General features: G+C 42.0%; 9 protein-coding genes. All 9 read right to left on the bottom strand.

Going from position 1 to position 14625, the window contains the following annotated elements; all coding sequences use genetic code 11:
* Positions 1-29 precede the first annotated feature (29 nt).
* On the bottom strand, positions 30-2063 hold the full coding sequence (locus tag D5281_RS06585; protein ID WP_160559376.1) for a glycosyltransferase family 2 protein: 2034 nt from the start codon (positions 2061-2063) through the stop codon (positions 30-32).
* Entirely contained in the window at positions 2053-4374 is a 2322-nt protein-coding gene (locus D5281_RS06580) for a glycosyltransferase family 2 protein (RefSeq protein ID WP_160559375.1), read from the bottom strand. Before D5281_RS06580 ends, D5281_RS06585 begins: the two co-directional genes overlap by 11 nt.
* 47 nt (positions 4375-4421) lie before the next feature.
* Positions 4422-6527, bottom strand: a complete 2106-nt coding sequence (locus tag D5281_RS06575) for a class I SAM-dependent methyltransferase (RefSeq protein ID WP_160559374.1) — start codon at positions 6525-6527, stop codon at positions 4422-4424.
* Positions 6528-6573: 46 nt separating this feature from the next.
* A complete protein-coding gene (locus D5281_RS06570; RefSeq protein WP_160559373.1) occupies positions 6574-7905 on the bottom strand; it encodes an ABC transporter ATP-binding protein in 1332 nt (443 codons plus the stop codon).
* A gap of 63 nt (positions 7906-7968) precedes the next feature.
* Positions 7969-8988 carry an ABC transporter permease gene (locus D5281_RS06565; RefSeq protein WP_330584868.1) on the bottom strand — a complete coding sequence of 340 codons (1020 nt, stop codon included), beginning with the start codon at positions 8986-8988 and terminating at the stop codon, positions 7969-7971.
* A gap of 59 nt (positions 8989-9047) precedes the next feature.
* A complete protein-coding gene (gene rfbC / locus D5281_RS06560; RefSeq protein WP_160559371.1) occupies positions 9048-9614 on the bottom strand; it encodes a dTDP-4-dehydrorhamnose 3,5-epimerase in 567 nt (188 codons plus the stop codon).
* Between the two features lie 86 nt (positions 9615-9700).
* On the bottom strand, positions 9701-10570 hold the full coding sequence (gene rfbA, locus D5281_RS06555) for a glucose-1-phosphate thymidylyltransferase RfbA (RefSeq protein ID WP_160559370.1): 870 nt from the start codon (positions 10568-10570) through the stop codon (positions 9701-9703).
* A gap of 125 nt (positions 10571-10695) precedes the next feature.
* On the bottom strand, positions 10696-11778 hold the full coding sequence (rfbB, locus tag D5281_RS06550; RefSeq protein ID WP_160559369.1) for a dTDP-glucose 4,6-dehydratase: 1083 nt from the start codon (positions 11776-11778) through the stop codon (positions 10696-10698).
* 42 nt (positions 11779-11820) lie between these two features.
* Positions 11821-14478: a GH25 family lysozyme gene (locus D5281_RS06545; RefSeq protein ID WP_160559368.1), complete on the bottom strand. Its 2658-nt coding sequence runs from the start codon at positions 14476-14478 to the stop codon at positions 11821-11823.
* Between the last annotated feature and the right edge of the window lie 147 nt (positions 14479-14625).

Raw genomic sequence — 14625 nt, 5'->3', positions numbered from 1 at the left:
TACACTGCTTTTATTCTACCATAGTATCGCTATATTTTCAAAGCAAAGTCGCTTCTGTCCAGGGAAAAATTGGGATTGTAGTAAGGATCTCCCTTTGCAAGTACCTCTTTCCATTTTTTTCTGAACCGTTCCGACTCCTGGTTGTAGCGCTGTGCCCGTTCTCCACTGTCATCCGCCCCCCTGGACATAGACTCAAAATGATACAGTTCCGCAAAAGGCGTAAACACATTTAAATATCCTTTTTCCCGAAGCTTTAAGCAAAAATCTATATCATTTAAGGAAACCACAAAGGATTCATCCAATCCCCCCGTTTCCTCAAAAAGCGTCTTTGCCACCAAAAGACAAGCGCCTGTTACTGCGGAAACATTCTGAGCATAACACAGTCTGCCCATGTAGCCTAAATTATCCCTGTGCTGTCCATAGTGGCTGTGGCCTGCCGTTCTGTGGGCGCCAAGTCCTAATACCACCCCTGCATGCTGAATGGTCTTGTCTCCATAATAAAGCTTAGCCCCCACCACGCCCACATCTTTCCGCTGGGCATACATCAACATCTCCTCTATCCAGTTTACCGTAATGACCTGAGTATCATTATTTAAAAGCAAAAGATAATCTCCCTCTGCCTGCTTTGCCCCAAAATTGTTTACCGCCGAGTAATTAAAGGTTCCTTCATAATTTACCACCTTTATCTTATCATTTTCCTTAAGTTCCTCGTAATATGCAAAGGTTTCTTTCTCCACACTGTTATTTTCTATTACAATGATCTCAAAATTTTCATAGGTAGACTTCTCTAATATAGAAGAAACACAGCGCTTTAAGTCCGGCACATGGTCCTTATTGGCAATGAGAATGGAAATTTTCGGGTTTCCTATAATCTGATACCTGATTTTAAAAATCGTTTCAAAAGCTCTGGTTGAAGTAATTTGAAAATGTTCAAACCCATGTCTTCTTAAATGGTCCGCCACTGCCCCCTTTGCCGACTCTATGGCGTAAGGCTTCGCCTCAATATTAGATGCCACGCTTTCCGGATGGCTCCTCCAATAATATAGAAGCTTTGGAACATGCACCACATGCTTTGCCCGGTCGGTCAGCCGCAGAATCATATCATGATCCTGGCTGCCGTCAAACCGGGAGCGGAACAGCTCCGTACCGTCTAAAAGCTCTCTGGCAAACACACTAAAATGACAGATGTAATTGTTGGCCCGGAGATTATCAATGGCATAGCCCGGCTTAAAGTGCATGGTCAGCATCTTGTTGATATCGCCGCTTTTAAAGGTGGTTTCATCGCAATATATGTAATCTGCGTCATCTTCATTGATCACCTTCACATATTCGTACAGAGCATTAGGATGTAATATATCGTCATGGTCAAACAAACCGATAAATTCCCCGGTTGCCATCTCAAGGCACTGATTGGTATTGCCGGAAATCCCCTGGTTTCGTTCCAGTTTCCGGTAGCGGATCAAAGGACCGCAGTTTTTCATCTCCCGGACTCTGTCCTCGTATTCCTTTACTACCTTTTCCACATAACCATGCTTCTCATCTGAGCCGTCCGCTAAGCATAATTCCCAGTTTTCATAGGTCTGATTCAAGACAGACTCTATCATTTCCCTTAAATACTCCTCAGGTGTATTATATAACGGAACCAGGATGCTGATCTTCACCATCCTTGGAAAAATATGCTCCCTGCGTTTTTTTGCTTCTTCTTCGGAGGGAAAGCTCTTTGTCCCATAATTTTCCTTTGCCTTCCGTTCAATCTCCTTATACTTTATTTTTGCAAGGATACCTCGAAGGCTGCCGCAATTTTTTAGTCTATTCTTCTGACGTATCACAAAGTGCATACACCTGCGCAGCGGCGCCGACATTTTCCACAAAGGATTTTCTTTAATTCTGTTAAGCTTAAAGGTAAGTTCATCACATCTTGCCTCTAAATCGGCCACCCTGCCTGCAAGATCAGCATTACGAAGATGCTCCCTCTCATACTCGCTGCGGTAATCGGTTTCCTCCTCTGCGGCAGGAGAAAATGTTTTGACATCTGTTTGTGTATATTTTGTTTCATCTTCCATTTTCTGTCACCTCCAGCACCCAGTTACTCCAATTGACCAATTTCTGTGTGGAGCATGCATCTTCCGCCAGCATTCCAAGCTGGTACACGCCTTCTGGCAGCTCCCCCCAGCGCATCCTGGCCACAAATCCCGTCAACTCCACATTCACCTGATCCTTTAAATTATCTTGAATGTCTTTTCGATATCTGCTCTCAATGGTCAGCCCCCATATTTTTTGGCTCTCCCGGTTTTTCAACAGCAATTTCTTTTTGTAACATGCGTTATCCGAACCAATAATAAAAGAATAGCCCTGGAAATAATAGCCCATATCCTCCTGTCTGCCTTTTATTCTTCCTTTTTTAGGCAGTCCCCCATACCGCCATTTATATATATCCATGGCACATTCCATCCCCACCACCAGGCACTTATCCTCCCTGGCCCTGCGGACTATCCTATCCGAAGAAACAGGCTCTGACCATGGCATATCAAGCGTTACCTGATAATGGTATGCCGGAAGATATTCTGTCTGCAGCATATCCGTCATAAGCCCCGGGTTATAATAGGGATCCCTCCCGTAAAGTTCCTCATGCCGGTCATAAAGAATATCCCGCTCCCGTAGAAGGCGCTGCTGTTTTTCCGGAGAATCTCCATCCTTTCCCCTGCTTAAGGATTCATGATGAAAAAATGCCACATCATTTCTTACTATATTATAATAGCCCATCTCATGGATGGTATAGCAAAGGTCCACATCGTTAAAGGCTACCGCCAATTCCTCACAAAATCCGCCGGCTTTGTCAAAAACATCCTGCGCGACCATCAAGCATGCGCCTGTGACCCCCAGCATATTGTGGACACCTCTGTTCATGCCAAAATAATGAATCTTTTCATCGTGCAAAAACTGCAGTTTATGGGCAGGCCCCACTCGTAAATTTGTGATACCTGCATGCTGGATGATGTCAGAATCAGGATAGAGCAGCTTTGCGCCCACTGCTCCCGCATAAGAAAGGCTTGCTTTTTCAACCATTAAGTCCATCCAGTCCGGCTGGATAATTTCCATATCATCATTCAAAAATAACAAAAGCTTTCCTCTCGCATTCGCCGCGCCCAAATTACACATACTCGAAAAATTAAAAGGCATGGGATGATATACATAAGTACATCCCTCAAAACAAAGCGTTCCTTTTTTCCTTACCTGCCCCTTTTTTACTGCCTGCATTTGATTCAGTCCGGAAACCTTATCCAAAATCTTCGCTTTGTTCTCCTCCCCACTCCCATTATCCACCAAAATGATTTCAAAAGAATGTTTTGAGCATGTTTTTTGCAACAGCGAATCCATACAGTGAAATAGCACTTCGGGATTGTCCTTAGACGGAATAATAATAGACAATGTAACAGCCTGTCTTTTATGATGCTCAGCAGTCACGGTCTCTAAGCTATTTTCTATTTCCACAGCATCTTCATATGTTTCCTCTTTGTCTTCATTCTCACAAGACAGGGGAAGCCTTAAATCCCGAATCTGTTCATATCCATTCTTTGTACTATGAAATAACACATGTCTGATATGATATACCACAGCATTTGATATGGTATGTCCTTTAGAAAAAGCATGATGCTCCTTTAACATCTCATAAAAAAGCAGGTATAACAGCTTCCCGGCTTCAAACGCCGCTCCTTCAAAACTATTTCCCTGCTCTCCATCCAATATTCCCTTTTCCTTGCAGTGTCCGTATGTTTCTTTCAGCGCATTTGCCCGCACTGCAACAAGCCCGCCAAAGTAAAAGCAAGATAAAAAACGGTCGGGAGACCAATCCGGTTTAAACCAGGGATTTTCTCTCACACCATCGTTTTGTATATCCTCATCTCCATAAATCAGAACAATCTTTTCATTTTCGCTCAATATTTTATCTATTAACGGGTAAGAAATTTCATTACATTCTCCACGATAAAATTTAATCAAAATAACTTCCGCAATGTTATTCTCTAAGTGATATTCAATATCATGATAAAGTGCAGACGCATAAATGGATATTATGGTCTTTTTACTCTGAACCGGATTCCCTTTATCAAAAACTTCAATCCATTGGCATTCCCCATACTCATCTGCATTTTTTCCGTCATTTTTGTTTTTTTCTCTTTCATTTTTGGGGATTTCTGAATCACTTGTCAGAATTTTTATATCTATATTCTCAATATGTTGGTCATCTTTTGCTTTTTCTTCCTGTTTTTTAATCCAGCTATCATAAGTCAGATTTTTAGAAGCCGCCTCCTTTTCATAAAGCCTATGCTGTTTATTCACCAATATTTGTTTCAAGCTTTGTTTCAGAGAAGCCACTTTCATTTTCCTCCTTCTATCTTTCTCAGCTCATCTTCCATTTCTTATTAAAAGAATTTTTTAATAGCGCCCATTACGTCCAAAGCCATATCCGCTGGTACAGGCGTTATCTCCATTTTAACGGAAAGTACATTTTCACCTGTCACAGGAAGATCGGACACTCTCACCGTTATATTAGGATCCTGCGTATCAAAGACATAACAGCCTGTCTTTACAGCTTTACCATTCGTCTCCATATATTTTTTATGAAGGGGAATGGCCGTGCCGTTTAAACAAAACTCCATCATTTTTACCATACAGGAACGATCCGCCGGATCTATCCTTAAAGCCTTCACACTTCCATCAAAGGGAATTTCAACTGCTATTCTATAATCATCCAAATAAATATCCGGTATATAATGAGAATCCTCCTCCTGGAATCCTTCTCCGCGATCGTAATAAAGCTGGATTCTCTGGTTTAATATTTCCTTCTTATGCAGCTCCATAAGCGTCATGGGGCTCACACAGCAATTGCCTATATCAACCCGAAGCTCTCCCATGGATTTCCGCTTCCCTGTCACCTGCTTTTGGAACCGCTTTTCCTTCATCCGATATTCCTCGGCAGCCTGTTCGGCGATTCCCAGCCTGCCCATAAGTAATTCCAGATTCAGCTTATTTCGTTTTTCTTCTGCCAGTACATAACAGTACAATGCCCGAAAAGCAATCTCCACCGCTGGTACTTTTTCTTCCACTGTCCATTCATAATCAATGACGGTCCACTTATCACCATCCACTAATATGTTGGCGAAAATCAAGTCGTAATCTGTTATCGCCTTATCTTCTCCATAAGCCGTCAGTTCATAATATCTATCAAAAAGTCGATAAAATTCATCCATATCATTTTTTTCAAGACATTGGTCTAAAAGTTCCTCTAAGGAAGTTCCTTTCTCATAAGGAAATTCCACATAGCCTTTTTTCTCCATCAATTTACATGGATTAATCCACAGCCCACTGCCCTGATAACGTTCTTTTAGTAATTCATAGAATCGCTCCATTCCCTTTATATGCTCCCAGGCACTTTCATTTAAGGGGATTTTCCGTACAATCCTGCCCTTTGGTGTATCCACAATCTCTGTTCGCAGGGCATACTCCACAGCCCGGTCATTTGAATATTTTACATAAGAAGTATCTAATTTTTCTCCAATCACCGCCAAATAAGAATTAGAAAAAATATCAAATAAACCATCTTCCATAATACCGTCAAAAACATATTTTTCATTGAAAAGCACCAATCTGTCACGGTCAAAATTACGCATGTTATCCGTCAATTCTCCCTGGCTTGGCAATCTTTTATCTGAAAAAATCATAGTGGGGAATTTATAGTCCGGATAGGGATAATAAAAAGAATACTCCATAGCGCCACAGCTTTTAAAAATTTTTTCAAGACCCTGTCTGGTAAAGGTGCGGGCGCTTCCTCCTTCAGGATATCCCTCAAGGCCGCTAAAATAGGTTCCCAGATGGTCCTCCTTGCATCCGGCCCAGTATTTTAGGCCAAGTTTATTTTCAATCGCAATGATAATACGACCGTTGTCTTTCACATGCTTTTTGATAATTCTAAAGAAGTCTTCATAAGGTGTATCGGTATGAATATAGGACTGTCCATACTCAAAAGCGCCAATCATACAAATGTAATCATAATCCTCTGGCAGGGAAGGTTCAATATCGCTGAAATTCCCTACATGAATTTCGATATTATCCTTATCATGATTTCGATAGGCATTAATATGGCTTCTTTTGGCAGACAAGTCCACACAGGTCACACTCCCTGCCTTTTCCGCCAGCTTCTCCGTGATTGCGCCACAGCCTGAACCAATTTCGAGCACCTTATCCTTGCGCCCAATGGGAAGCCAATCCACAATATTTCCACGCAAAGGGGATAAATGATACAAAATCGGCCAGTTTTTCTTTCTCTCTATAATGGCAGGATACTCCACCCGGGATGCATCCTTTACAATTGCAAGTATTTCATCTTCAATCTTTCCATCACTGTACAAATCTTTCCCTGGATAATACTTATAGTTTAAAATTACATCCCCTATTTTTTCAGGAAGCCTGTTTAGCACTTCATCTTCCCTTAAATATATAGGTTCTGGCCTAACCTTTGCTTCACCCATGAAATACTTCCTTTCTATCTACATAGACTAAATATGATTGTGGCTGTCAACTAACCACAACCTTTGAATTCGTATCATAATACCCCACAGTATCTTTATCTGAAATGACCGTCAAGTCCATCACATCATAAAGCCTGTGATACACCTTAAAATCCTCATTTTCATATCCTGTAACGCCCAGAGAAAGGAGATAATCTCCCCCCTGCAAATCCAGCCTTTGGGTAAAAGTAATATGCTTCACACTGCCGGCCTGCACTGATTCCAAAAAGGCCTTCTCCACCATGGTGTTCGTCCCTGTAATTTCCACACCCTTGATATTCTTTATGGTAAAAGCAAAAATCGGTTCACTGATATCCTCCACAAAGCGCACTTTCATATGTATGCTGCACTCTCCGCCTTTTAAAATAGCACTGCACTTCCGACCCGCTTCATCTCTAATAAAATAGTCTTCAATAACAGCTGCTTTTGTTCCATATTCCAACAGCTCCGGATTTTTTACCGTATCGGAAACCTCTGTGACAAGATTCTTCCCATTAACTCCTCCCGCCTCAGATACCCCTTCTCCCTTTTTCGCCGCTGCTGCCTGGATATCCTTATCATCTAATAGCCCTTCATGCTCCTCACCTGGGATAGGATATTGCCCTACCAGCACCTGCTTATAGGCATCTATCATCTCTTTTGGGCTACCTTCGCCTAACTTTACCCCCTGATTTAACAAAACCACCCTGTCACAATACTTACTGATACTGCTCAGATCATGGCTGACAAATACAATGGTTTTTCCCATATTCTTAAATTCTTCAAATTTATGGTAACATTTGGCCTGAAAAAATACGTCCCCTACGGACAAAGCCTCATCCACAATCAATATCTCCGGATCAATGTTAATCGCCACCGCAAAGGCAAGCCTTACAAACATACCGCTTGAATAGGTCTTTACAGGCTGATAAACGTAATCTCCAATATCTGCAAAGCTTAAAATCTCATCCATTCTGGCATCAATTTCTTTTTGGGAAAATCCTATCATGGTGCCATTTAAATAAACATTCTCAATTCCATTATATTCCATGTTAAAGCCTGCCCCTAACTCAAGCAGTGCTGAAATTCGTCCATTTACCTTTACGGAACCATTTGTAGGATTGAGAACACCTGTTATTATTTTGAGAATCGTAGACTTTCCGGAACCGTTCGTGCCGATAATCCCCACGGTTTCCCCCTGGTGAATCGTTAAATCCACTCCCTTTAAGGCATAATGCTCCTTATAGCGCTTTTTCCTTGCCAGGCCCAGCGCCTCCTTAAGCCTGTCCGAAGGCTTATCATAAAGCTTATATGCTTTTTCCAGTTTTTTTACCCGTATGGCAACTTTCTTTTTTTCCATCTGTCTTTTCTCCTGCCTGGTCACTTTCCTCATTCTTTTTACACAGCGCATACGGCCGATTACTTACAGCACATCTGCGAAATGAACTTTTAGGCGCTTAAAAATCAATGACCCCACACAAAATAATGTAACTGTAAAAATCCAGAAATAAGTGGAGGAATAAAAATGTTCAAAAAACCACTCGTCACCATATATTGCGTTTCGATAACCATTTACAATATAAACCAAAGGATTCAGCTTAAAAAGGGTGATAATTTTAGGATTACTGAGCATATCAATGTTCCACAAAATTGGAGTTGCCCACATCCCTACCTGCAGGCCAATGTTAATAATCTGTGCCAAATCCCTGAAAAATACCACAACCGCGCAGGTACAATAGCTCATGGCAAGCACCAGCACAAATAAACAAAAACTGTAATACACAATTTGTATCATATAAATAGTTGGATAATACCCATAAAACATGGCAACAAGCAAAAGAATCGCCACAAAAAACGCATGTATAAAAGTAGCCGCAATCAGCTTAATAATTGGAAGAATACTAATATTAAATACCACCTTCTTCACCAGATAGCTATATTCCAAAAGCGCACTGGTTCCGTTTGTGATAGCCTCGGAAAAGTAAAACCAGGGCACAAGTCCTGCCGTGAGATACAAAACATAGGGCACTTCAACACCGCTGGCCACCAACTGACTTCGTGTCTGAAACACCTTATCAAATACAATCCAGTACATAACAACCGTTACTACCGGCTGCACCAGCGCCCACAGAAAACCCAAATAAGATCCGGCATAACGTTTCTTAAAATCATTTTTAGAGAGCTTCCAGATAAGTTCCCTGCTTTGAAATAATTCTTTCGGAATAATAAACATCCTGTCATAATACAGGCCAAAAATAATGCACGCAAGCGCAAGCAGCGCACAGGCGCAATATTTTTTCAAACTTTCCGTATGCTGATCAGGCGCTAAAGGATTGTAGTGCATAAGCACCATGACCGCTACCATAAGGCAAATCCCATAAAAGATTCCAATCCCTACCGGCTTGGGCAGCTTCCTTAAACGAAAGAGCTTTTTTTCTTTCACGCTAACCTCCATGTTACCTATTGCTGTTTTACATCAGCCTAGATTATTTCATCTGTTTTTTATCCATTCTTTTTACTTTCCGTGTATTCTTCGATTCCGCCCCATTTTTTATCTTTGTCCGACATGATAAGCTCTGTTCCTGGCGCTATGGGCCATTTGATACCTATCTTTGGATCATCGAATCTGATACCGCCTTCATCATTGGGATGATAAAAGTCCGTACATTTATAAGCAAATTCTGCGTAATCTGAAAGCACGAGAAAACCATGGGCAAAATTCTTAGGGACAAAAAACTGCTTTTTATTTTCTGCGGACAGAATGACCCCATGCCACTTTCCATAGGTTGCAGATCCCGGCCTTAAATCCACCGCCACGTCAAACACTTCCCCTGTTATCACCCTTACCAGCTTGTCCTGCGGAAAATGAATTTGAAAGTGCAGCCCTCTTAGAACATTCTTAATGGAAGAAGACTGGTTATCCTGCACAAATACCTGATCGATACCGGCCTCCTTATAATCGTTGTAATGATAGGTTTCCACGAAATACCCACGTTCGTCCCCATAAACCGCAGGGGTAATCACCTTCAATCCCTCAATTTCACATGTCTCTACTGTTATCTTACCCATTTATAGCTCTGCTCCTTTCGAAATTTTCTTCGCCAAATTCTTTCCTTGCAGCTTTTGTCCACAATCATTTATCTTCTGTTTATCTTCTATAATCCGTCTGCTACTTCCTTCATATATTGTCCATAATTGGTTTTCATAAGAGGCTCTGCCAGCTTAAGAAGCTGCTCCCTGTTAATAAACCCTCTCTTATATGCAATTTCCTCAATGCAGGAAATATATAAGCCCTGACGTTTTTGAAAGGCTGCCACAAAGTCCGCCGCATCAAGAAGAGAATCGTGATTCCCTGTATCAAGCCAGGCAAATCCACGCCCTAATGTCTCCACATACAGCTCTCCCATTCTCAGGTATTCATTGTTAATACTGGTGATTTCAATTTCTCCCCTGGCAGAGGGCTTTACATTAGCAGCAATTTCCACCACCCGGTTGTCATAAAAATATAATCCCGGCACAGCATAGTTGCTCTTAGGGTTTTCCGGTTTTTCTTCAATAGAGACAGCCTTTCCCATCTTATCAAACTCAACTACGCCATACTCTCTGGGGTCACGCACATAATAGCCAAATATAGTTGCGCCTTTTTCTCTGGCTGCCACCTCCCTAAGCACTCTCGAAAAGCTCTGACCATAAAAAATATTATCGCCAAGCACAAGGGCAACGCTATCCTTACCTATAAAATCCGCCCCAATAATAAAAGCATCCGCAAGTCCTCTGGGCTGCTTTTGCACAGCATAAGAAAACTCCATGCCCAATTGGCTTCCATCCTCCAAAAGCTCCTCAAAAACGGGCAAATCCCTGGGCGTAGAAATAATGAGCACCTCCCTGATTCCTGCCAGCATCAAAGTAGACAAAGGATAATAAATCATCGGTTTGTCATAAACCGGCATAATCTGTTTACTCACCGCTTTTGTCAACGGATAAAGCCTTGTTCCTGAACCTCCTGCCAGAATAATTCCCTTCATAATCGGATACCTCCAAAATCATCTTTCTTACTCAAACGCATAATCTAATCAAGTATACCACAAAATGGGAGTGAATGTAAATCACTCCCATTAACCTTACCAAAATCAGATATAAATCCGGTTTCTTAACGATTCCTGTACATATCCTCGTAATACTTTTGGTAATCTCCGCTGGTTACATTTTTCATCCAGTCTTCATGCGCAAAGAACCACTCAATTGTACGTTTAATACCTTCTTTAAACATGGTTTCCGGCTCCCAGCCAATCTCCGCCTTAATCTTATCAGGCGCAATGGCATATCTTCTGTCATGGCCCTTCCTGTCTTCCACATAAGTGATTAAATCTTCATTGATAAACTCTTTTCTTGGATCCCCCTCCGGCAGCATCTCCTGTAAGGTATCCAGAATAATGTGGATAATCTCAATGTTTTGCTTTTCATTATGTCCGCCCACATTATAAGTTTCAAAAAGCCTTCCTTTTTCCTGTACCATGTCAATCGCCTTCGCATGATCCTCCACATAAAGCCAGTCACGGACATTTTTTCCATCTCCGTAAACAGGCAGCTTCTTCCCGTGAAGTGCATTGTTGATGATAAGGGGAATCAGCTTTTCCGGGAACTGGTAAGGCCCATAGTTGTTGGAGCAGTTGGTAATGTTAGCAGGGAATTTGTAGGTGTCCATATACGCCTTAACCAACATGTCCGAGCTTGCTTTGCTGGCAGAATAAGGGCTATGGGGCGCATAAGGCGTTGTCTCATAAAAATACCCTCCGTCCTCCGTAAGGGAGCCATACACTTCGTCTGTGGATACGTGTAAGAACTTTTTGCCCCCTTTGAATGTGCCGTCCTCATTTTCCCATGCAGCCTTCGCACAGTTGAGCATAACAGCAGTTCCCAAAACATTCGTCTGTACGAATATTTCCGGTGTTTTGATGCTTCGGTCTACATGAGACTCCGCTGCAAAATGAACGACTCTGTCAATGTCATTTTCTGCAAAAATTTTGGAGATTGCTTCCTTATCACAAATATCTGCTTTTACAAAGGTGTAATTCTCCCGCCCTTCCAGCTCCTTTAAATTTTCGAGATTTCCCGCATAAGTAAGGGCATCCACATTGATTATTCTTATTTCATTGCCATATTTCTTAAACATGTAATGAATATAGTTAGACCCAATGAAACCCGCTCCTCCTGTTACCAAATAAGTTCTCATATTCCTTCTCCATTTCTTAAACTTAATATCATATATTTCTAATTAATATCCCATATAACTTATGTTCATATCAACATTGCCCTTAATACCTGTCACACTTCCTTTGGAAGAATACTGCCACATATCATATCTTGTTCTATTATAGCTGGGCGTTGCAGCATACTGGGCAAGCCAGATTTTGTAGCCGGTAAGACTGGGCGCGTCTATATGGCTGTTTAACCACGTTTTATTTGCATAAATCCCTGCTTTATATCCGGAATTTTGAATCGTCTGGCAAAAGGCTTTGCAAACGGCCGTTCTTGTCGCTGTGCTGATGCCATCAGCCCGTCCGTTGCTGGCCTCCACATCCAAAAACACGGGATAACTAAGACCATAGCCTTTAATCAATCCGAGAACCATAGAAGCTTCCTCTACTGCTTCTACCTCATTTACAGCCTGGGTAAAGAAATAAACCCCTACCTTAAGTCCTGCCTTAGAGGCCCCTTGGATGTTGCTTCTGAACATAGGATCCTCTATCAAAGCGCCTGTGGAAGATCCCCGGTACCCACAGCGGATAATGACATAAGAAACACCGCTGTTTTTTACCGCATTCCAATCTATATTTCCATTCCATTTGGATACGTCTATTCCCATATGGCCCGAACCTGTATTTAAGGAGCCATCACTGTTAAAATTATATTTCGCTCCCTGGATTATCTGCTCTCCGGTCACCTTATTGCCGTTCTTATCAAAGAAGTAAGTGGCGCCATCTATTACCTGCCATCCAGTATATTTATATTCACCGCCGGTTTGGCTGACCAAACGGTAAAATTCCTTTGTGGTGTAATAGTCCGCATACTTGGCTTCCCTGAAGCTGCCATCAGGATTTTTAATATAAAGGGTTTCTCCCTTGGTAGTCTTCAATACGCTTGTAGTATCACTTTTTGCATCATTAGGCGTTGCTGACGGCGAAGCGGTAGGCGATACGGAAGGCGATGCCGTAGGGCTTTCAGCAGGCGTTGCAGTGGGCAGCTCTGTAGGCGTTGGGCTTGGCGTTGTCTGCGGTATTGGCGTAGGCACTGCCGTTGGCACGATAGTGGGAGCTACCGTTGGTTCTGTTGTCGGTTCCTTGGTGGGTTCCGGCTCCACAGTTTCTTCCGGTTCTTTGGTAGGTTCCGGCTCCACAGTTTCTTCCGGTTCCTTGGTGGGTTCCGGCTCCACAGTTTCTTCCGGTTCCTTCGTTTCTTCCGGCGTAGGTGTTTCACCGCCTACTTCGGTATTCCCGCTTAGCAGTCTGAATCCGATTGACGCTACCTTTCCAGGATCTGCAATCTCTTTTGCATCTACCTTCTCATAGCTTTCTTCCTTTCGCTCTGTTCCCTCTATCAACGTCTTAGTAGATTCTACCCATTCCACTGTGTCCGTATTCGTAGACTCTACCACCGTTTCATTCACCTTGGTATCTTCCGCTGCCGCATTTACCTGTGCTTCTGTCTTCACCTCGTCAGACACGTCCACCTTTTTATACTCAATCGTATCCTTCACTGTCACAGACATCTGCTCGGAGGAAATAGAATAGGTGCTGTCCGATTCCGGGCCTACAATTTTGACCTTATATTTCCCTGCTTCTATACCGGTCTGGTAGATGACACCATCCTTATCCTCATCCTCAATCGTGTAAGTTCCGCCCGAAGGTTTCGTAATTTCAATTTTAAAGTTCAGATTAGGAATCAGCTTTCCTGTTTTTTTATGAATAAACTTAATTTTAAGGTCTTTCTGGATAGAAGTCAAATTCATGACAACCTCTGTTTTTCCCTCAGGCTCTTCTTTTTCTTCCTGTTCAACTTCTTCCGGCTCCTCTAACTCCATAGTGGCTGCCAAATATTTTGCAGTTTGGGCATCTGCAACCGCAACCAGACCGCTCTGCCCAATCATGGAAATATCTTCCATTCCCACTCCAATTTCAGCGAAGGCTTCTATCTGTGACTGATTGCTTTTCGCATTCAAAAAGAGGGTTCCTGTAATTGCAACAACTACAAATACCGCTACACCGGTGAGTGCAACAATATGATCCACCATTGACATATGTCTCAGCCTGTATATAACCTTTGCTGCCACTCCCTCTGGGACTTCGTCTTCCTCATAGTCGTAGTCCACATCATCTCCGTAATCTTCCTCATAGTCTAATTCATCATAATCCTCATCCTGATAATATCCATCTTCCTCATCTATCTCATAGTCTTCCTCATCATAACCATGGGCCATCTCGTAGTCTTCATCTTCTTCATAACCTTCGGCCTCGTCTTCTGTTCCGTAGTCTTCCTCGTTATATTCATCTTCTACTTCGTAATCTTCGTCTCCGTAATCTTCCTCCTCTATCTCATAACCTTCGTCTTCGTAATCTTCTTCATCTTCTATCTCATAACTTTCGTCTTCGTAATCTTCTCCATCCTCTATCTCATAACTTTCGTCTCCGTAATCTTCCTCATCCTCTATCTCATAACCTTCGTCTTCGTAATCTTCTTCATCTTCTATCTCGTAATCTTCGTCTTCGTAATCTTCTTCATCTTCTATCTCGTAATCTTCGTCTTCGTAGGCTTCCTCGTCCTCATAATCATCTTCCTCGTAATTTTCATCGTAGTCCATCCACTCTAATTCCGAATCAGCTTTATTTCTCCTGCCTCTTTTTCTGCCTCCTAACCCATGTAAAAATTTACCCATTTATGTAAACCCTCCACTTTAATATTTCTGTAATATCTTTCTTCATTCTTTTTCATTATCAGTTTCAATTTCTCGCTATTATAACATTTATCAAAAACCAGCACAATCATTTTGTATTTTTATCTATAAAAAAAACTTAATATTTAG

Origin of the sequence: Parablautia muri (assembly GCF_009917485.1) — a bacterium.
Taxonomy (GTDB): Bacteria; Bacillota; Clostridia; order Lachnospirales; family Lachnospiraceae; genus Suilimivivens; species Suilimivivens muri.
This window is presented reverse-complemented; position numbering and strand designations above follow the sequence as displayed.